At 59.3% G+C, this 20,557-nt stretch carries 18 protein-coding genes and 1 tRNA gene; 4 read left to right on the forward strand and 15 right to left on the reverse strand.

Going from position 1 to position 20,557, the window contains the following annotated elements:
- Positions 1–137: 137 nt before the first annotated feature.
- The 5 genes from ACSQ83_RS25490 to ACSQ83_RS25510 all read right to left on the reverse strand — a co-directional run bounded on the left by ACSQ83_RS25490 (position 138) and on the right by ACSQ83_RS25510 (position 6,601).
- Positions 138–821, reverse strand: a complete 684-nt coding sequence (locus tag ACSQ83_RS25490) for a C40 family peptidase (RefSeq protein ID WP_414948233.1) — start codon at positions 819–821, stop codon at positions 138–140.
- A gap of 136 nt (positions 822–957) precedes the next feature.
- A complete protein-coding gene (locus ACSQ83_RS25495) occupies positions 958–2,556 on the reverse strand; it encodes an ABC transporter ATP-binding protein (protein ID WP_436230047.1) in 1,599 nt (532 codons plus the stop codon).
- A complete protein-coding gene (locus ACSQ83_RS25500; protein ID WP_414948230.1) occupies positions 2,553–3,707 on the reverse strand; it encodes an ABC transporter permease in 1,155 nt (384 codons plus the stop codon). Before ACSQ83_RS25500 ends, ACSQ83_RS25495 begins: the two co-directional genes overlap by 4 nt.
- Positions 3,661–4,695, reverse strand: a complete 1,035-nt coding sequence (locus ACSQ83_RS25505; protein WP_436230048.1) for a microcin C ABC transporter permease YejB — start codon at positions 4,693–4,695, stop codon at positions 3,661–3,663. The genes ACSQ83_RS25500 and ACSQ83_RS25505 overlap by 47 nt, the downstream gene beginning before the upstream one ends.
- Positions 4,696–4,729: 34 nt before the next feature.
- A complete protein-coding gene (locus ACSQ83_RS25510; RefSeq protein WP_436230049.1) occupies positions 4,730–6,601 on the reverse strand; it encodes an extracellular solute-binding protein in 1,872 nt (623 codons plus the stop codon).
- A 196-nt stretch (positions 6,602–6,797) separates the two neighbouring features.
- Here ACSQ83_RS25510 and fabI point away from each other — a divergent pair, with 196 nt between their 5' ends.
- Positions 6,798–7,595 carry an enoyl-ACP reductase FabI gene (gene fabI / locus ACSQ83_RS25515; protein WP_436230050.1) on the forward strand — a complete coding sequence of 266 codons (798 nt, stop codon included), beginning with the start codon at positions 6,798–6,800 and terminating at the stop codon, positions 7,593–7,595.
- Between the two features lie 106 nt (positions 7,596–7,701).
- On the opposite strand, the gene ACSQ83_RS25520 is transcribed toward fabI, so the two are convergent.
- On the reverse strand, positions 7,702–8,097 hold the full coding sequence (locus tag ACSQ83_RS25520; protein ID WP_436230051.1) for a hypothetical protein: 396 nt from the start codon (positions 8,095–8,097) through the stop codon (positions 7,702–7,704).
- Between the two features lie 262 nt (positions 8,098–8,359).
- On the reverse strand, positions 8,360–8,683 hold the full coding sequence (locus tag ACSQ83_RS25525) for a hypothetical protein (protein ID WP_414948224.1): 324 nt from the start codon (positions 8,681–8,683) through the stop codon (positions 8,360–8,362).
- 181 nt (positions 8,684–8,864) lie between these two features.
- Between ACSQ83_RS25525 and ACSQ83_RS25530 the strand changes: the two genes are divergently transcribed.
- Complete coding sequence (locus tag ACSQ83_RS25530; protein WP_414966943.1) at positions 8,865–9,245, forward strand: single-stranded DNA-binding protein; 381 nt, start codon at positions 8,865–8,867, stop codon at positions 9,243–9,245.
- Between the two features lie 57 nt (positions 9,246–9,302).
- Here ACSQ83_RS25530 and ACSQ83_RS25535 read toward each other — a convergent pair whose 3' ends face one another.
- Positions 9,303–10,028, reverse strand: coding sequence for a nuclear transport factor 2 family protein (locus ACSQ83_RS25535; RefSeq protein ID WP_414948222.1), 726 nt, complete (start codon positions 10,026–10,028; stop codon positions 9,303–9,305).
- 142 nt (positions 10,029–10,170) lie between these two features.
- Here ACSQ83_RS25535 and ACSQ83_RS25540 point away from each other — a divergent pair, with 142 nt between their 5' ends.
- Complete coding sequence (locus ACSQ83_RS25540) at positions 10,171–10,971, forward strand: helix-turn-helix domain-containing protein (RefSeq protein ID WP_414966941.1); 801 nt, start codon at positions 10,171–10,173, stop codon at positions 10,969–10,971.
- A 364-nt stretch (positions 10,972–11,335) separates the two neighbouring features.
- Here the strand turns inward: ACSQ83_RS25540 and ACSQ83_RS25545 are convergent, their stop codons facing one another.
- The 7 genes from ACSQ83_RS25545 to cysS form a co-directional block, all read right to left on the reverse strand.
- Complete coding sequence (locus ACSQ83_RS25545) at positions 11,336–11,545, reverse strand: hypothetical protein (protein WP_414966940.1); 210 nt, start codon at positions 11,543–11,545, stop codon at positions 11,336–11,338.
- Positions 11,546–11,935: 390 nt separating this feature from the next.
- A tRNA-Ser gene (locus ACSQ83_RS25550) sits at positions 11,936–12,029 on the reverse strand.
- A gap of 184 nt (positions 12,030–12,213) precedes the next feature.
- On the reverse strand, positions 12,214–13,464 hold the full coding sequence (locus tag ACSQ83_RS25555) for an aspartate kinase (RefSeq protein ID WP_414948219.1): 1,251 nt from the start codon (positions 13,462–13,464) through the stop codon (positions 12,214–12,216).
- A 438-nt stretch (positions 13,465–13,902) separates the two neighbouring features.
- Entirely contained in the window at positions 13,903–15,351 is a 1,449-nt protein-coding gene (gene tilS, locus ACSQ83_RS25560) for a tRNA lysidine(34) synthetase TilS (protein ID WP_436230052.1), read from the reverse strand.
- Between the two features lie 128 nt (positions 15,352–15,479).
- Complete coding sequence (locus ACSQ83_RS25565; RefSeq protein WP_031363946.1) at positions 15,480–16,451, reverse strand: acetyl-CoA carboxylase carboxyltransferase subunit alpha; 972 nt, start codon at positions 16,449–16,451, stop codon at positions 15,480–15,482.
- Between the two features lie 132 nt (positions 16,452–16,583).
- Complete coding sequence (locus tag ACSQ83_RS25570; RefSeq protein WP_436230053.1) at positions 16,584–17,684, reverse strand: DNA-3-methyladenine glycosylase family protein; 1,101 nt, start codon at positions 17,682–17,684, stop codon at positions 16,584–16,586.
- A 44-nt stretch (positions 17,685–17,728) separates the two neighbouring features.
- Positions 17,729–19,147, reverse strand: a complete 1,419-nt coding sequence (gene cysS, locus ACSQ83_RS25575) for a cysteine--tRNA ligase (protein WP_436230054.1) — start codon at positions 19,145–19,147, stop codon at positions 17,729–17,731.
- Positions 19,148–19,611: 464 nt separating this feature from the next.
- Here cysS and ACSQ83_RS25580 point away from each other — a divergent pair, with 464 nt between their 5' ends.
- Positions 19,612–20,490 (forward strand): tetratricopeptide repeat protein, encoded by an 879-nt coding sequence (locus tag ACSQ83_RS25580; RefSeq protein WP_436230055.1) that lies wholly within the window; start codon positions 19,612–19,614, stop codon positions 20,488–20,490.
- Positions 20,491–20,557 lie beyond the last annotated feature (67 nt).

The raw sequence follows: 20,557 nt of genomic DNA on the forward strand, positions 1-20,557 counted from the left end.
TACGGGAGGACTCGCACCTCCAAGATTGCGCCCATGCTGGGCGCACACGACAAAAGCCCGCCTTTTTCAAGGCAGGCTTCTGTACACCGCACCGGTCATTAACAACCGGTCAGACGGGTTAGATGCGCCGCAACGACTTAGTTGTCGTTGTTACCAATCGTGGCGCTGACGCGCTGACGTAGATCGACGCCGTCAATTGGGAAAGTCGCTTCAACACGCCGAGCGCCCGTATACCGCTTTTCCCAATAGCTGTTGTCCATGTCGTCCACACGGATCGTGCTGCCCGTGGACGGCGAATGAACAAACTTGTTGTCGCCGATATAAATCCCGACGTGCGAGAACGAGCGGCGCATGGTGTTGAAAAACACGAGGTCACCCGGTTTGAGCTCGCTCACGCGAACTTTCTCGCCAACGCGGCTCATCTCTTCCGCACGCCGCGGCAACGTCATACCCAGCGTGTCCTGAAACACGTAGCGCACGAAACCGCTGCAGTCGAGACCGGAATCCGGCGTATTGCCGCCCCAGCGATAGCGCACGCCGATCATATTGAGCGCGCCGACGACTACATCGCCCGCCTTGCTCGCCATGCCGGAAAGGAAAGAACGCGTGCCGCTGGAAGGGTTTGCTGTCACATTACCGGAGCCAGAAACGGGGTAAATCTCGTTAGCTGCCCGGGTCGATGCGGAAACGCCATTGCTGGCATTTTGGCTTGAATTGTTGACTTCGTCGGCGAACGCGCCCGAAGTTGCTGTCATCATCAGGCCGATCAACATGCTGGCTGCTGCGCGCGCGCATGTTTGAGTCAAAGTTAATTGCTGCATCGGTCGGTAGTTTTGGGTGAAAAAGTCTGAAAAATCAGAGTCATGCGGAAAAGTTGGCTTGATACTAGCCAGATATTATTTACATGTCAAAAGGCATAGAAAAATACAATTGAGATACGCACCTAATTGGTGAAAATTAGGCCGCGATCGCGGCTTTCAGTAACTTTCTTGTGTATTCGTGGGACGGCGTGGCAAAAATATTCTCCACATCGCCGGTTTCCACGACACTTCCGTCCTGCATCACCACGACCCGGTGCGCCATCGCGCCAATGACCTCCAGGTCATGGCTGATGAATACGTAACCCAGGTTGTACTTCCGTTGTATATCGGCAAGCAGACGCAAAACTTGATACTGAATTGACACATCCAGTGCACTGGTCGGTTCATCGAGGATCAGGATGCGCGGTTCGAGCACCAGCGCTCGGGCGATCGCAATGCGTTGCCGCTGACCGCCGGAGAACTCGTGCGGGTATCGATTCAACGCCGTACGGTCTATTCCGACTTCGCGCAGAACCGCCACCACCTTGGCGTGGCGCGCTGCAGCACTAAGTTCCGGACGATGCAGCGCCAGCCCCTCGCCCACGATCCGCTCAATGGTCTGACGTGGCGACAGCGAGCTATACGGGTCCTGAAACACCACCTGCATATTTGATCGCAAAACGGTTTTTTCGCGGCCGCGATAATCGCCGAGCAAGCGTCCCTGGAATTCCACCTTGCCGTGCGACGTGCGCTGCAAACCCAGCAACGCCATCGCCAAAGTGGATTTCCCCGACCCCGACTCGCCCACGATACCCAACGTTTCACCCTGGCGCACCGTCACGGAAACGCGGTCGACCGCCTTGAACGCGCCGCGCCGGAACCAGCCGCCTACGCCCGCCGTCTTCGTCGCGAATTCCACGGATACCTCGTACGCGTCGAGCAATATGGGCGACAGCGGCAGCACCGGCAACACCGTGCGCTCCGGTCGGCTCTCAAGCAATCGCACCGTATAAGGATGCTGCGGCGACGCGAAGATGCCCTGAACGGTGCCGCTTTCCACCAGCACGCCTTGCTCCATCACCGCCACGCGCAGCGCGAATTTCCGCACGAGGTTGAGATCGTGCGTGATCAGCAACACGGCCATGCCGCGCGACGCGGCTTCGTCGCGTTGCAACTCCAGCAACAATTCCACGATCTGCGCGCGGATGGTCACGTCGAGCGCGGTCGTGGGTTCATCGGCGAGAAGAAGGCGCGGACGGCATGCGAGCGCCATCGCGATCATCGCGCGCTGCCGTTGTCCACCCGAAAGCTGATGCGCGTACCGGTCGATGCGCTTTTCCGGCTCCGTGATTCCCGTGCGCGCGAGCAGATCGATCGCTCGCCGACGCGCATCGCGAGCGGACACACCATCGTGGAGTTGAATGGTCTCCATGATCTGGTCGCCGATGGTGTACAGCGGGTTGAGCGCGGTCATCGGCTCCTGGAAGATCATCGCGATATCCGAACCGCGCAGCTTGCGCATCGCCGGTTCGCTTTTGGTGAGCAATTCCTCGCCATCCAGGCGGATCGAGCCGCTCAGCTCGGCATCGCGTAACAGCCGCAGGATGGACAACGCCGTCACGCTCTTGCCCGATCCCGATTCGCCGACCAGCGCCACGCGTTCGCCGGCTTCAATCTTGAGGCTCACGCCATCGACAGCCATGGTGTCGCCAAAGCGCACTCGCAAATCCGTGATTTCCAGCAATGGCGCGCTCATTGACCGCCTCCGGCTTTGACGGCGTCGGAGATGCGCGTGTCCAGCGCGTTACGCAGCGCGTCGCCCATGAACGTGAGCAGCAACAACGTGGCGACCAGCACGCCGAAAGTCGACAGCGAGATCCACCACGCGTCGAGATTCGCCTTTCCTTGTGCAAGCAATTCACCCAGCGATGGCGTCGGCGGCGGCACGCCAAGGCCCAGGAAATCGAGGCTGGTCAACGCAAGGATCGCTCCGCTCATGCGAAAGGGCAGGAAGGTGATAACGGGCGTGAGGCTGTTCGGCAGGATGTGACGCCAGATGATCTGAGCATTGGACAAGCCCATCGCCCGCGCCGCCCGCACGTAATCCTGCGTGCGATTGCGCAGGAACTCGGCGCGCACATAGTCCGATAACCCGATCCATCCGAACAACGACAGCAGCACGACCAGCAAAATCAGACTCGGCTCAAAGATGGACGCGAAAATAATCAGCAGATACAACTCGGGCAACGCACTCCAGATTTCGATCAGGCGCTGACCGGTCAGGTCGGTGCGGCCGCCAAAGTAACCTTGCACCGCGCCGGCGAGCAGACCGAGCACGGTGCCTATCGCCGTCAGGACCAGCGCGAAGATGACCGAAACGCGGAAGCCGTAGAGCAACCGGGCGAACACATCGCGGCCGCGATCGTCGGTGCCGAGCCAGTTTTCACGTGATGGCGGCGCCGGATTCGATGCCTTCGAAAAGTAGTTGAGCGTGTCGTAGTAATAGTGGTTCGGCGGATAAACGGCGAAGTTGTTGCCCTCGCTGAAACGGTCGCGAATGTACGGGTCGAGGTAATCGGCGGGCGTCGGAAAATCGCCGCCGAACGTGGTCTCGGCGTACGTTTTAACCAGCGGGAAATAAAGATGTCCCTGATAACGGACGACCAGCGGTTTGTCATTCGACCACAGCGGTCCCGCGAGACTGATCGCGAACGCGATCACGAAAATCACCAGGCTCCAATAGCCGAGCCGGTTGCTTTTGAAACGTTGCCAGACGCGTTGTCCCGGCGTGATCGAAACCGGCACGCTGAGCGGCTGGGCGTCGCTGTCGCGAGGCGTACGGAGCAGGGAACGGTTCAACTCAGCGCTCCAGTTGTTCGAATTGAATGCGCGGATCGACCCAGACATAACAGAGGTCGGAGATCAGCTTGGCGGCAAGTCCGATCAGCGTGAACAGATACAGCGTGCCGAGCACGACCGGATAATCGCGCCGCACGACGGACTCGTAGGAAAGCAGGCCGAGGCCATCGAGTGAAAACAGCGTTTCGATCAGCAAGCTGCCCGTGAAGAACGCCCCGATGAACGCGCCCGGAAAACCCACGATCAGCGGCAACAACGCGTTGCGGAACACGTGCTTCCACAGCACCCTTCTCTCCGATAACCCCTTTGCCCGCGCGGTCAGAACGTACTGTTTGCGGATTTCATCGAGAAACGCGTTCTTGGTCAGCATGGTGACGACCGCGAAACTGCCGACCACCGAAGCAGTGATGGGCAACGTGATGTGCCACAAATAGTCGGCTATCTTGCCGCCGAGGCTCAACGTAGCCCAGTTATCCGATGTGAGGTTGCGCAACGGAAATAGCTGCCAGAACGATCCGCCGCCGAATAGCACGAGGAGCAGCACGCCGAGCACGAAACCCGGAATGGCGAAGCCGATAAGCACCAGCAAACTGGTGGTGAAATCGAAGGTGGAACCGTTGCGCACCGCCTTCGCGATCCCGAGCGGCACCGATATCAGATAAGTCAGAAAGAACGTCCATACGCCGATGCTGATCGACACCGGCAGCTTCGACACAATCAGCGACCACACGCTTTGATGACGAAAATAGCTGTCGCCGAGATCGAAACGGGCGAAGCGTCCGAGCATCAGACCATAGCGCTGGAGCGGCGGTTTATCGAAGCCATAAAGCGCGCGAAGCTGTGCGATCTGCTGCGCATCCACGCCCGTATGCTGGCGCATGCCGAAGCTCGCACCTTGCTCGCCGCGCCGCAATTCGTGCACGGCTTGCTCGACCGGGCCGCCCGGCACGAACTGGATCACGCAGAACGTGAGCGTGAGGACCCCGAGCAAGGTCGGGATCATCAGCAAGATGCGTTTCAGGATGTAGCTCCACATGGGCGCGGTCCGCTTGAGTGATTGAGTGCGTGGGTTACTTTGTTGCGGCGGCAGGCGGCTTGAACCACCATGTCGATGTGATCCAGTCTTCGGCGGTGTAATACAGCGGCAAGGTCAACGGATACGCGAGCGTGTTTCGATACGCCACCCTGTGCGTCGCCGAATACCATTGCGGGATCACATAGTAGCCATGCATCAGGACCCGGTCGAGCGCGTGGGTGGCATCGAGCAGTTGTTCGCGTGTTTGCGCACCGAGCAAGGTATGCACGATCGAGTCCACGGCCGGCGACTTCAGCCCGTTGATGTTATCCGAGCCCTGCTGGTCCGCCGACTTGCTGCCAAAACGCGTCTCTTGTTCCGTACCGGGAATCTGCACGTCGGGCATGCGCAAGGTGGTGACGTCGAAGTCGAACGCGTCGAGCCGCTTCTGAATCAGCGCAAAGTCCACCGTGCGGAAATTCGCGACAATCCCGAGTTTCTGCAAATTGCGCTGGTACGTGGCGACCACGGGTTCCATCGATCCCCCGCCGCCCGTGTCGTCGAGAATCTCGAATACGAACGGCTGACCCTTCGCGTTGCGCAACGCGCCGTTGCTATATGTCCAGCCCGCATCGGCGAGCAGCTTGCGCGCCTTGATCAGGTTCGTGCGCAGCGAACCGGGCGGATCGGTGTCCGGCTGCTTCACCATGTCGCCGAAAACAGCGGGGTCGAGTTGTGCGCGTAACGGTGAGAGGATCGCGAGTTCGCCCGCACTCGGCTTGCCCGTCGCTTGCAGATCGGTATTCGCGAAAAAGCTGTCCGTGCGCGTGTACTGGCTGAAAAACAGTTGCCGGTTCAGCCACTGGAAATCGAACGCGAGATCGAGCGCTTGACGCACGCGCACATCCTGGAAGATCGGCCGGCGCAGGTTGACGAAAAAACCCTGCATGCCCGTGCCGTTGTGATTGCGGAATTCACGCTTGATCAATTCGCCGTTGTCGAAGCGTTTGCCGATGTCGCGACGCACCCAGTTGCGCGCAATATATTCGACCAGCGCGTCATACTCGCCGGCCTTGAAAGCCTCGAGCCGCGCGACGCCATCCGAATAGAGCTTGTAGGTAATGCGCTCGAAGTTGAACGTTCCCACCCGCACCGGCAGCGTATTGCCCCAATACGCCGGGTCGCGCTTTAGCGTGAGCGTCCGGCCATTGTCGTATTGTTCGATGAGATACGGACCGCTAGCTATCGGCTTCTGAAACGCGAGTTGATCGAAGGGAATGTGGCTGCCGTCGGGCTTCATGCCCCACTTGTGCGAGAACACCGGAATCGCGCCGGCGATAAACGGCATCTCCCGCGTGCGCACCTTGAAGTCAAAGCGGATGGTGAGCGGATCGAGAACGACCGCGCGTGAAATCTGGCCGAAATACACCGCATATTGCGGCGCGGCTTGCGGGCTTTTCAACGTATCGAACGAATATTTGACGTCATCGGCGGTGACTTGATCGCCATTCGAAAAATGCGCCTTGGGGTTGATATGGAACGTGACGGAAAGACCGTCGGGCGCAATGCTGATGTCGTCGGCGAGAAGACCATAAGCCGTCGATACCTCGTCCAGACTGCCCGTTGCCAAGCTCTCGAACATATAACCGAGCCCGGGCGCGGGATTGCCGCGCTGGGTGAACGGGTTGAATTTATCGAAGCTCGTGAGCCGGTTCGGATTCGCCAAAACAAGCGTGCCGCCGCGTGGCGCATCCGGATTGACATAGTCGAAATGCTTGAAACCGGCAGGATATTTCGGCTCGCCGTACTGCGCGATGGCGTACGCGGCGAACGCCGCTTTCGGAACCGCGAGCCCGCCGAAACCGAACAGCAAGCTGCCAGACAGAAGAACGAGAAGACCGAGGACCCGTCGGGAGCCAGTCGCCATGAGTGCCTTTATAAGTACCAGTGAAACGATAATCGGAAAAACAGCTCGAGGCCCCAAGCGCTATGAGCATTAAGCGACATGAGGCGATGTGAGAGAATTCTACTAAAACCACTGTCCCGGGCATTGTAACGACGTGCGCAACGCGTGGCGCGCGCAGTCCGGCGCATGTGCGATATCGACTTCTTAAGGAGCATTCATGGGATTTCTCGCTGGAAAACGGATTCTGCTGACGGGCTTGTTGTCGAACCGCTCGATCGCCTATGGCATTGCGGCGGCTTGCAAGCGCGAAGGCGCCGAACTCGCCTTCACCTATGTCGGCGACCGCTTCAAAGACCGTATTACCGAGTTTGCGACCGAATTTGGCAGCGATCTCATCTTTCCGTGCGACGTGGGTAGCGACGAGGAAATCGATGCCCTCTTCGTCTCGCTGAAAGAACGCTGGGAAACGCTCGACGGTCTCGTGCATTCCATCGGCTTTGCGCCGCGCGAAGCAATTTCTGGAAATTTCCTCGATGGCATGACGCGCGAGAATTTCCGCATCGCCCACGATATTTCCGCGTACAGCTTCCCGGCACTCGCCAAAGCCGCGCAATCCATGCTCTCCCCCGATGCCTCGTTACTCACGCTGAGCTATCTGGGCGCCGAGCGCGCAATCCCGAACTACAACACGATGGGTTTGGCGAAGGCTTCGCTTGAGGCGAGCGTGCGGTATCTGGCGGTGTCGCTTGGCGACAAGGGCGTGCGCGTGAACGGCATTTCGGCGGGTCCGATCAAGACGCTGGCAGCAAGCGGTATCAAGGGATTTGGCAAGATTCTCGAGTTCGTCGAAAACAACGCGCCGATGCGCCGCAATGTGACCATCGACCAGGTGGGTAATGTGGCCGCTTTCCTGTTGTCGGATCTGGCGGGCGGCGTGAGCGCCGAGATCATTCACGTCGATAGCGGCTTTAATGCGGTCGTCGGCGGGATGGCTGCGCGAGCGGCGTCTGAATAATTTGTAATGCCTCTATAAAAGCACCTGCTTCTTTAGCCGCCGATATGAAGTCAAAAGCCGTCCCGCTTGCGCGGGACGGCTTTTTTAATGCGTCTAACGAGAGTGCTTAGTTGCGATGGCCGCCGTTCCCGCCGTGGTTGTAATTGCCGCCGTGGTTATAGTTTCCACCACCGTGGCCGCCGTATCCCGGGCCGCCATGACCGTAGTTCCCACGGCCGCCATTGTGCCGATACCACTCGTCACGGCCCCAATAGCGGCGGCCATCGTAGTATCGATTTCCATACCAGCCGACCACGATGCCCGGCTGCACATAGACAGGAGCCGGTTGATAGACGACCGGCGGAGGCGGTGGCGCGTAATAAGGCTGCGGCGCCACGTAGACGGGCGCAGGAACCCCGATGTTGATCCCCAGCCGCACTTGAGCGTGCGCGATGCCGGATAGGGTAACGAGGCAAAGACCAGCAACGCCAGTCAGGATCCGGATGCTTTTTAACTTATTCATGTAAAGGCGCGCCTCTAGCCGTCATTGTTCAGGTGGAAGCGAATATAGCGGATCGCCTTCAATCCGGTACTTCAACTTTGTAAGTTGTTCTTCAGCGAAGGGGTATCGTCTGCTGAAAGCTTACTCTTTGTTACATCATGAAAAACCGTGAATCGGGGACGCCATTGGATGAAAAGCGGGCGGCGCTGGAAAAACAGAGGCCACCCGGCTTTCGCCGGATGGCCTTAGGGCCAGCTTCCTGACGGGCGCTGTCGCAGCCGGTTTAGTAGCCGCGATGATCGTAATGACCGCCGTGACCGTGATAGCGGTACCAGTCGTCACGGTTCCAATAACGGCGGCCATCCCAGTAACGATCACCATGCCAGCCGATTACGACGACCGGAGCGGCAGCATACACCGGCGGGGGCGGCGCATACACGACAGGCGGTGGCGGCGGAGCGTAGACCGGCTGCGGCGCGACGTACACCGGCGCGGGCACGCCGACGTTGATACCAACCCGCACTTGGGCCATTGCCGTACCGGCCATTCCGAGCGCCCCGATTGCAATCGCGCCGGCGAAAATTGAAGTCTTGAGTTTGTTGTTCATTTGGAGTGCACCTCAACGGAGTAGGTTCGTTGAGTAAATCTTAGCGGAACGCCCGGGTCTAAATGTTTCAAGTTGGTAACTCCGAATTACGACTGCCAACAGGGTGTGACACAACATTTCTTCAGCCAAACGTCCATTCTCTCGCGAGTGAGACAATCGGTGAATTTTGGAGAGACACATCATGATCGACGGCCTGGTTTCCGGACGTCTCTACGGCACGGCGCAAGTGCGTACGGGTCAGCACGGCACGCATTTCGTGACATGCCGGGTTCGCGCTTCGGCCGGCGATGGCGAGAGTCTGTTTGTGAACGTGATCGCCTTCGACGACACCGTCAAGGACGCGCTCCAGGCGCTCGATGACGGCGACAGCGTGTCGCTCGCCGGCGCGCTCACGCCGAAAACCTGGATCGACAAGCAAGGTAACGCGAAACCGGCGCTGGACATGGTCGTGCATGCGGTGCTGACTGCCTATCACGTACAGCGCAAACGCCGGGCGATACGGGGTGAAACGGGACAAACAGAGCCGCAAAGTCCCGACGACCTGGACGACGACGAAGTCTGAAGTGCGTTCGGGCGCTCGCGCCGGCATGTCGGCTACGCGAAGCGCCCTGCCCGACCGCTAGCGGTTCAACGCCTGAATCAACGGATGATCGCAGTAGATCCGGTTTTCATAGACCTGGCCGTTGCTGTGACGCACGCAGTCCACGCCTTCGAAGCGCAGCGGCACATCGCCATGCGTTCCCGTCGCAATCCATCGAATGAAGACCGTATCGCCGCGACTCGCGTGGTCGGCAACTTCCAGCCTGAAATCCGGAACGCGGCGCAGCAGTTCATGCAGTGGCCGAACATAGGCTTCCACGCCCTCTAACGGCGCATGCAATCCCGGCCAATATCCTTCGATATCCGTCGCCAGCTCATCGCTCGGCCGGTTGAAGTCGGGCGCGGCCCAGAAAGCGGCGTACTTCTCCACGCACCATGCCGGGCCCATCAGGGTGCTGTCGAGGAAACCGGTAATGCCGGCAAACCGTCCATCGATGGAAAATTCGCCTACGTCCGTCCCGCTCGCCATTTGCCGGCCGGTGGCATCGATCAGACGCCAACTGAAGCGGATGATTGCACCCGTTGCATCGATTCCGCCGACACGCTCGAATGTCAACCCAGGCATCTGTGCCTGAAACGCGCCGATCATATCGGCGAATTCTTTCGGGCCGGCGCTGCTCATCATCGGGTCGGTGTAGCGAGCGCCGTCGAGCAAAACCCGCTCGGCCAACGCGCTGCGGCGCGACGAGTCCGTCTCGTTCCATGTATCGATATAGCGGCCCACCAGAACGTCATGCTCAGTCATGATTCTCTCCTTCGATAATCTATGAGGCTATGGCGGCGCTGGATTAGCGCGGCCTGGGAGCAATAATCCGGACGAGCATGTCGTGCGTCGATTACCTGACAGGTAATGGAGCGGCACGCGGCGGTTTGATAAGGTTATGAGCATGAACACACTGACTGCAACGGCTGTGGGGGCTGCTGGGACTGTTGGAATAGGCCCGATGATCAAGCACTGGCGCGAACGGCGACGCATGAGCCAGCTTTTCCTGGCCAGCGAGGCGGAGATTTCGAGCCGGCATCTGAGTTTTATCGAAACGGGGCGCGCCGCGCCGAGCCGTGCGATGGTGCTGCGGCTGGCCGACTATCTTGAGGTGCCGCTGCGTGAGCGTAACGAGTTATTGACCGCGGCAGGCTTCGCGCCGGTGTTCCGGGAACGCTCGCTCATGGATCAATCGATGCAGCCCGCGCGAACCGCTGTCGAGCAAATCTTGAAGGGGCATGAGCCCTATCCGGCGTTGGCTATCGACCGGCATTGGAATCTGGTGTCGGCGAATGGTGCGGTGGCTGCGCTTATCGCCGATGCTGATCCGTCCTTGCTTGAACCGCCCGTGAATGTGTTGCGGCTGAGTCTGCATCCGCGAGGGTTAGCGTCGAGGATTGTGAATCTCGGGCAATGGCGCGCGCATTTGCTGGAACGGCTGGGGCGCCAGATCGCACTCACGGCTGATCCGCAGTTGGGCGCATTACGCGATGAGTTGAAGAGTTATGCGGGCGGAACGGGTCAGGACGACGCGGGGGAATCTTCTATCGTGATTCCGTTTGTGTTGAACACGGCCGCGGGACAGTTGTCGTTCATCAGTACAACGATGATATTCGGTACGCCAATCGATATTACGCTGTCGGAGCTGGCGATCGAGTTGTTCTTTCCAGCGGATGAAGCGACGGTAGCGGCGTTCAAGCAATGACCAGAACGCGCAAGCGGCTTGGGCGCGCATGCCGTAGCGAGTGAGCGACCGTCGGATGCCCTTTACTCGAAGTTGCCGCACGTCTTAGTTAACCTGCATCTGCAGCCAATCGAGCGCGTGAATCCGGTTGCCCACTGCTCAAGCTCGGACGGATCTCAGGATTGAGAGCATCAATGACTGGCAGCACCATCTATGACAATAAAATACTAACGGCAGACCCGATGCCTCCATCGCAAAGGTGCGTTTTACTCGCGTCATTGCCGAAGAGGGTATTGCTCAATACGTTGATTCGATTCGCAGGGACCATCTCCGTTAGTGTCTGGAGAACATCCGAATCCGAACCGCTCTTCGCAAGGCAATCATGCTAGTGAAAATTCTTGCCAAGAAACTCGCGCACGCGTTTGACCAATCCTGCGTCCTTTGCCCAAATGTTTGAGTCCGCATTTAAAGCGTATTTTTTGCCCGTTTCGACGGCTTGTGTTTCTTCGGGACTCGGAAAGGCGCTACTCGCATAGTCCTTCTTGCGATACAACATGTAGCAGTGCCATGAATCCGTTTTCAGTTCTGTTGCCATGTTCGCCCGGTGTCGAAACCCATCAGCCGTCTGAAGCAATCCTTTGCGCTTGCGAAAAGGCGGCGCATTGTTTTTAACAATGCAGAATCTCTCTACTGATGCCGATCCGAAGGTGCGACATTTGACTAAAAAATTACAAACAAGAAGGGCACGGATTGCCCCAGATACGGCGTCCGCAGACCCCGCGAATAGCTGAGTAAGTAGGGAATTGGAATTCGGGCTCGGGCGTAGCAGAATCGCGCGGCGTATTATGGACAGCAATCTAAGATGAAGCTAGATCACAGGACTGCGTCGGCATTGCGACCGTCACATCAGCTCATGGGCACAATATGATGCCCCAAAAAACAAAAACCCCGTAAGTCGTTAGACCTACGGGGCTTTGCATTCTTCTGGCGGAGACGGAGGGATTCGAACCCTCGATCCAGGTTTTAGCCCAGATGCTCCCTTAGCAGGGGAGTACCTTCAACCTCTCGGCCACGTCTCCTGCACTTTTTGTCACGCGGGAGTCAGCGCGACGAAGCCAAGATGATAGCGGGTTAGCGGCTGCGGGTCAATTTCATGAGACAAAATTTTTCATCTCGTGAATTGCATCAAACAACGGTTCGCAGCGTGTTTCGGCTACAGCCCAACAATCCACTGCACGCTGTCACACCCTCTTCCGCTGTGTTTCAACCGCGATCCAGCTCGAACACCTTATGCAGCGCACGCACGGCAAGCTCGGTGTATTTTTCGTCGATAAGCACCGAAATCTTGATCTCCGACGTCGAGATCATCTGGATATTGATGCCCTCTTCCGCCAGCGTGCGGAACATCGTGCTCGCGATACCCACATGCGAGCGCATGCCCACGCCGACCACCGACACCTTCGACACCTTCGGATCGCCCCGTACCTGCTCTGCTTTCACGTGGTCCTTCACCTGGCTCGTCAAGATCTCCATGGCGTGCGCGTAATCGCCGCGGCCAACCGTGAACGTGAAGTCGGTCTTACCGTCCACGCTCGTGTTCTGGATGATCATGTCGATGTCGATATTCGCATCGGCCACCGGTCCGAGGATCTGGTATGCAATACCCGGCTTGTCGGGCACGCCCATCACGGCAATACGCGCTTCGTCGCGCTGAAATGCGATGCCCGAGATAACAGCTTTTTCCATGGTCTCGTCTTCTTCAAAAGTAATCAGGGTGCCCGAGTGCATTTCGGTTTCGAGCGGAATCAACGGGTCCGTCAGGCTCGACAACACACGCGTCTTCACCTGATATTTGCCGGCGAATTCCACCGAACGGATCTGCAGCACCTTCGACCCGAGGCTCGCCATTTCCAGCATTTCTTCGAACGTCACGCGATCCAGCCGGCGCGCTTCTTCGACCACGCGCGGATCGGTCGTGTACACACCATCGACATCCGTATAAATCAGGCATTCGTCGGCTTTCAACGCCGCCGCAATCGCAACGGCCGACGTGTCCGAGCCGCCGCGTCCAAGCGTTGCGATATGCCCGTCGGGATCGACGCCCTGGAAGCCCGTGACCACCACGACCTTGCCTGCATCGAGATCGGCTTGCACACGCGTGCCGTCGATGTCGCTAATGCGTGCTTTCGTGAACGCGCTGTCGGTCTTGATCGGCACTTGCCAGCCGGCGTAACTGACCGCTTCGAGCCCTTCCGCTTGCAACGCAATCGCGAGCAGGCCGACGCTGACTTGCTCGCCGGTGGAGGCAATCATGTCGAGTTCGCGGGGGTCGGGATGGGCGGTGATTTCGCGCGCGAGACCCAGCAGGCGGTTCGTTTCGCCAGACATGGCCGACGGGACGACGACCATCTTGTGGCCGGCCTTGTGCCATTTCGCGACGCGCTTGGCGACGTTCTTGATGCGCTCGACCGAGCCCATCGAAGTGCCGCCGTATTTATGTACGATGAGTGCCATTGTCGTTTTGAACAGGAGGAAAAGCCGCGCTGGCGCGCCGTTTGATGCGCCGCGTACTGCACTACTGCACGTATTTCACGTGTTGCATCAGAAGCCGGCTTGAAGAATCACAAGCAACGCCCTGGATCGGTGCGATCGACGACTTAAGCGTGACGACGAAGCGCGGTGGCCGCACGCGCAAGGTTGGCTCGCGCGCAAAAAGCAATTCTGGCGGCTAAAAACGCGTCTTCTGGACGGAAAAGCTGCTTGAAAAGCGTTGCGGGAAACCGGTAAACGTACCTGATCGAGGCCCAAAACACAAGCCGGAACGGGCGATTCGACGGGTTCATTGGCCGTTCGCAGGCATGTGTCAAGAAAAGTTGACCGGATTTATTCGCGCGCGTGAAGTGCCAAAGAAAATCGGGGCAGATCGAGTTTTTGCGCGCAGCGGCTAGCGGCTCAAGCTACGACAAGGTCCGGCTGCCATTCGATCCGTCTATATGCAGCGTCGCCGCCTTCATCACGCCCATTACTGACTTCAGTGCACACCCGATTAATGCCAATCGACGGCACGAACAGCAGGATCTCGCCGAGAAACACGAGCGGGACATCGCGTTTCCATCCCGGCACGCCGCGTTCCTGGAACAGGTTTTTCAGGGTCCGGCCAGGTCCGTCCGCACTCAAGCGCAAGCGCTCGCCGCCCGCGCGCGAACGCGCGCAAAGCGGCGCGGCGCGCAGCGTGGCTTCGGAAACGGCATCTTCATCGACTTGGGCCGCAGGTTTGAACACAAACGTCCCGCGCCAATGCGGCAGGCGCCAGATGCTTTCGCCATCCCAGTTCAGCACGCTCGCCATGCGCGCCGGGTTTGCGCCATCGTCGAGATCGGCGGGGTCCGCGCTGTCGCCCTTTTCCCAGAAGATCGCATCGCGATACGCCCGCAAGCAAAACCCCGCGTGATCGATGCGAAGCGCGTGGCCGTCGCGGGACATCGCAGCATCGCGCAGTTGCCGCAGCACCTCGCCGATACGCGCCGCCGACGCGGCTTGCAGCCCGAGCGAGCGCATCCAGTAGCGCAGCAAGTTGATCGCGCGTTCATCGTCGAGAGCGAGTACCGCCGACAAGGTTAATGCCCCTTCTTCGTCACCTTGCGCCGATGCCATGTCGATGCGCGCGAGTTCATCGAGCAACCTTTGCGCCGATGCCGCATGCGACGCGGTCCGCGCCAGCGCATCGCGGAAACCGGGGAAATGCACGGCAAGCGCCGGGAGCACGTCATGACGCAACGCGTTGCGTGCATAGCGGGTATCGGCGTTGGATTCGTCGTCGATCCAGCGCAGATCACGCTCATGCGCGTAGTGCTCGAGTTGTGCACGCAACAGATGCAATAACGGCCGCACGCGCGGCGTGGAGGCACCATCGGCGCGCTGCGGCGCCATCGCGGCAAGGCCGGCCACGCCCGCGCCGCGCAGCAATTGCAGCAACACGGTTTCGGCCTGATCGTCGGCATGATGCGCGAGCCAAAGCGCGCTTGCGCCGTGCTCGGCGCACAACTCGTCAAGCGCGCGGTAACGCGCGTCACGTGCAGCCGCTTCCAGACTCTCGCCGCCTTCACGTACCACGTCGACCTGACGCGACGCGAACCTCACGCCCAATGCTTGCGCGAATGCGTGGCAATGCGCGGCCCAGGCATCGGCATTCGGACTCAGGCCGTGATGAATATGCAGCGCCATCACGCGTGATGGCCCCGCGCATCGAACCGCGGCATCGAGCAATGCGGTCGAGTCGAGGCCACCGCTTAGCGCAACGGCAATAGAGAATTGAGGAGAGGCTGTCACATCGGCAAACGCCGCGCGCACCGCATCGATCACGAGGCGGCTGGCGGGAGTGTCAATGTCGGAGGATGTCACGGGAGTCGGCTTGTCAAGTTGCCTTCAACGCACATTCGAGGCACCTGCAGGGCGCGTTGAAGGCACCCCTTGTCAGGGCAAACTGCATGGAGCGAACCATGAGCGTCGCGCTCAATCGCGCTCAAGCTTCACGCACCCGGCAGGTTTTCCTTGAACTTGCCGTACGCCATCAGCTTGTCGAAGCGGCGTGCACGAACGTCAAGCGCATTCATGCCGTGGAACTGGCGCAGCGTATCGGCCAATGCACGGCGCAGCAATGCTGCCATGCCTTTCGGATCGCGATGCGCGCCGCCCAGCGGCTCGTTGACGATCTTGTCGATCAGTCCCAATGCCTTCAGCCGATGAGCCGTCAAACCCAGCGCTTCGGCCGCTTCCGGCGCCTTCGCCGCGCTCTTCCACAAAATGGACGCACAGCCCTCCGGCGAGATCACCGAATAGGTTGAAAATTGCAGCATCAGCACGCTGTCAGCCACGGCAATGGCGAGCGCTCCGCCAGAACCGCCTTCGCCAATAATGGTCGCCACGATCGGCGTCTTCAGCTCGGCCATCACGTACAGGTTACGACCGATTGCTTCCGATTGCCCACGCTCCTCTGCCCCAATACCCGGATACGCACCCGGGGTATCGATGAACGTAAAAATGGGCAAGCCGAATTTCTCCGCCAGACGCATGAGCCGCTCAGCCTTGCGATACCCCTCCGGACGCGGCATGCCGAAATTCCGCGCTGCGCGCTCTTTCGTGTCGCGGCCCTTCTGCTGGCCGATCACCATGCAGGGCTGGCCGTTGAAGCGCGCCAGACCGCCGACAATAGCCAGATCGTCCGCATACGAGCGGTCGCCGTGGAGTTCGTGGAAGTCGGTGAAAAGCTCGTTCACATAGTCGAGCGTGTACGGGCGCTGCGGATGGCGCGCGATCTGCGAAACCTGCCAAGGCGTCAGGTTTGCATAAAGATCTTTGGTGAGTTGCTGGCTCTTCTTCGACAGCCGCTCTATTTCTTCCGAAATATCGACAGCGGAATCGTCCTGAACGAAGCGCAATTCTTCGATCTTCGCTTCGAGTTCAGCAATAGGCTGTTCGAAATCCAGAAACGTGGTCTTCATATTGTTCGAATCCTAAAGCATCGGGCAGCGCGTATTCTAACCGCGCCGGCCTCACTAAATTTCGGGTCGCAACTATCGATTATAAGATATCAATAGCCTTCCGACTCGCGCCGGACGAAGCGACCGGAAATTTTAGTGATCGGCGGGAACGGGGTAAAGGCTGCGCCACATGTACCAGGTCGCGACGGTGCGCCACGGTTCCCAGTTGGCCGCGACTTCGCGCGCTTCGCTCCGGGTCACGGGTTCGCCGCTGAAATAGTTGACGCTGATGGCCTGGATCAGGCCGAGGTCATCGAGCGGCAGGACGTCCGGGCGCGACAAGTTGAAGATCAGGAACATTTCCGCCGTCCATCGTCCGATGCCGCGAATCTGCGTGAGTTCCGCGATCACGGCTTCATCTTCCATGGATGTCCAGCTATCCACGTGCAGTGCGCCCGACACGAAATGCTGCGCGACGTCGAGAATATATTCGGACTTGCGCTTCGATAACCCGCACGACTGCAACTTCACCGGCCCCACCTTGATGAACTGCTGCGGCGCGAGCGTCGGGCACGCCCCTTCGACGCGCTTCCAGATAGCCTGCGCCGCTGTCACGGAAATTTGCTGGCCGACAACCGAACGCGCGAGCGTCGTAAAAGGATCGTCGCGATTGATCAGATGCACCGGCCCGAACTTCGGAATCAGCTTCTTGAGGATACGGTCGCGCTTGACGAGATCAGCGCACGCCTTGTCCCAATACTCTGGACGAGCCGCTTCAGCCGACAAGCCGGGGGTCTGCACCGGCACGGTTTTCTCAGTCGTGATCGCACGCGACTTGCGGACAATCTCACCGTCGGTCTGCGGTGCGCGCACGAGCGCCTGCGTTGCACCAGTGCTAACGTCGGTCTCGTCGGCTTTCACATTGAGCACGCCATTGCCGTCACCGCTCGGCTTGCTGCTTACCTTCTTCGGTGACGCTTTCGGCGCAGTTGCGCGCACGGACTTGCGTGCACGAACGAGACCATTCGTTTTAGCGTTCGATCTCACAGCGCCGTCATGGTCCACGCCATTGATCGCACGTTTCTTTGGTACCGCCTTGCGTTCTCCGTCGTGACCCGCACCGTTGGCGAGCTTCGCCTCGGGCGCCGATACCTTCGACGTTTTCACTTGCGTACGCCGCGCGACCGTGCTCGGCGGCGTTGCAATACTTCCGGACGCGGCTCGTTTAGCCGGCGTCTTTCTGGCCGTTGCCATCATGCCTCCTACCTGGCGAGTCGATCAAAGGGAACGAGAGGCGCTTAAGCGCGGCGCCATTCGGTCAACCCACCCGGTTTGTCTTCAAGTGCAATCCCGGCTTCGAGCAATTCGGCACGAATCCGGTCTGCTTCGGCATAGTTCTTTGCCTGCTTCGCAGCAACGCGAGCGGCGATCATCATGTCTATATCGGCAGGCGTGAGGTTTTCCGCACCCTCTTTGCCTACTGTTTCGCGATTGCTTCGCGGTGTGTCCTGAAGAAACGCACGTGGCTCACGTTGCAACAATCCGAGCAAAGCGGCCAGCGTCTTCAATTGACGTGCCAGCACGGCATCTTGCGAGCGATTCACTTCGCTCGCCAATTCGAACAACACGGCGATAGCCACCGGCGTGTTGAAGTCGTCGTTCATCGCCGCGCGAAAACGTTGCGCATGCGTTTCGTTCCAGTCGAGCGGCCCGGCATCCGGCGTCACGTCTTTCAATGCCGTATACAAACGCGTGAGCGCCCCACGTGCATCGTCTATATGAACGTCGCTGTAATTGAGCGGCGAACGATAGTGTGCCCTCGCAATAAAAAAACGCACAACTTCCGCATCGAATTTTTCGAGGACTTCACGGATGGTAAAGAAGTTGCCCAGCGACTTCGACATCTTTTCACTGTCGATCTGCACGAAGCCGTTATGCATCCAGTAGTTCACGAACTGAACGCCCGTTGCCGCTTCGCTCTGCGCAATTTCATTCTCATGGTGCGGAAACTGCAGGTCCTGACCGCCGCCGTGAATGTCGAAACGATCGCCCAGCAAGGTGCAGCCCATGGCCGAACATTCGATATGCCAACCCGGCCGGCCACGTCCCCATGCGGAGTCCCAGCCCGTATCCGGCGGCTCCCCTTCCTTCGCGCTTTTCCACAATACGAAGTCGAGCGGATCCTGCTTGGCGTCGTTGGCAGCCACGCGTTCGCCCGCGCGCAGGTCTTCGATCGACTTGCCCGACAGCTTGCCGTAGCCCTCGAACTTGCGGACCGCATAGTTCACGTCACCGTCCTTGCCCTGATACGCGTAACCGTTTTGCACGAGCGTCTGGATCATGCCCAGCATCTGCGGAACGTAGTCGGTGGCACGCGGTTCGAGGTCGGGACGCGCGACGCCGAGCGCATCGAGATCGTCATACATGGCCTGGATGAATCGCCCGGTCAGCGCTTTGATCGGTTCACCGTTTTCCACCGCGCGACGAATGATCTTGTCGTCGATGTCTGTGATGTTGCGCACATAAGTCACGCTGTATCCGAGCGTGCGAAGCCAGCGCTGGACAATATCGAACACGATCATCATGCGTGCGTGCCCGACATGACAATAGTCATACACCGTGATTCCGCAAACGTACATGCGCACTTCTCCGGCACGGAGCGGCACGAAAGGTTGCTTGTCACGCGCGAGCGTGTTGTAGATGCGCAATGAGTTCATAAACGATGGTGCGTGGGATAGTGCGTGGGCCGGGACATCCGTGTTTCGACTGCTGGCCAATTTTGTGACTGCGAATGTGACTGCGATCGTGGCGGCGTGCTGCATGTCCGCATTCGTTCGCGCTCGTTTCCGGCCGACGATAACAACAGTGCAACAACGGTGCATTTTTGCACTGCTGCGACCATGCTACAGGTAGCCGTGAAACGGCAGCAACATCGAGAACGACAATGAGACGAGCAACGAGAACGATGACAACGCGAACATCAGCGATGTGACACGTTCCAGCAAGTTCCAGCACGTTCAACATGTTTGACCTGGCCCGGCTTCGAAACTTCAAGCGCTGGGAACCGTGCGCGCCGGCGCGAGAAAACTTGGGCAGTCACACTGCATCAAAACGGAGGCGGCCGCGAGTGGCTTAATGACTGTCTGAACGTTCAGCGGAACGTGGCAGACGTTTTGTTAGAATGGGTCGGAGTATAACATCCAGACCAGAGCCTATGAAACCTTCAAGCGGCCGCGCATCAAGCGCTGCCAAGCTAGCGGCGACCGCCCTTGCAACCGTCACATTCGGCCTTGGCGCAACGTTTTTGCCGCTTGCGCCGGCGTTTGCACAAGTCTCCACCGCCACCGCGGATGACACTCCTGCTATCGACCTGGCCATCTCGCAGAAGCAATGGCCAAGCGCGCTGACGCAACTCGACGCACGCCTGAAAACCAATCCGCGCGACGTCCAGGCCAAGTTCAAGCGTGCAACGGTGCTCGCGCGTTTGAACCGGGACGACGAAGCTATCGCCGCGTTCACGGAGCTCACCGAGGCCTACCCCGAACTGCCCGAGCCGTATAACAATCTTGCCGCGCTCTACGCGAAGAAGGGCCGCTACGACGAAGCACGCGTCGCGCTCGAAACAGCGACGAAGGCGAATCCCAGTTACGCGCTGGCGTACGAAAACCTCGGCGATCTTTATCTGCGGCTCGCGAGCGAATCGTATAAGCGGGCGCAGTCGCTCGGATCGAAGAGTCCGTTGACGGCGCAACGCGTGGGCGACATCCAGAAGATCGTGTCACCGCCGCCGCGACGTCGTCCGGAAGCTGCGGCTGCCGCGGCCGCGGCCGCATCGGGTGCTTCGCATGTCAGCGCTGCTTCGGGCGCAGCGGCGGCTTCGGCGGCCACGGCCGCGTCTTCGCCGAGTGCGACCTCTGGTGACTGGACAGTGCCGGCAACGGGTACCACGCCGGACACAACGCCTAACACTAACGACATGTCGTCGCCGCTTTACTCGCCGTTTGGCGGACCCAGCGTGCCGCTTTCGACCACGCCTTATTTCGCGCCGACGAATCCTTGAATCCAATCCGGCAGGATCGAACGTTCAGTCGACCAGACATCTGGATGGTCGAACGTTCGACAAGTCT

It is taken from the genome of Caballeronia sp. LjRoot29 (assembly GCF_964252755.1).
Taxonomy (GTDB): domain Bacteria; phylum Pseudomonadota; class Gammaproteobacteria; order Burkholderiales; family Burkholderiaceae; genus Caballeronia.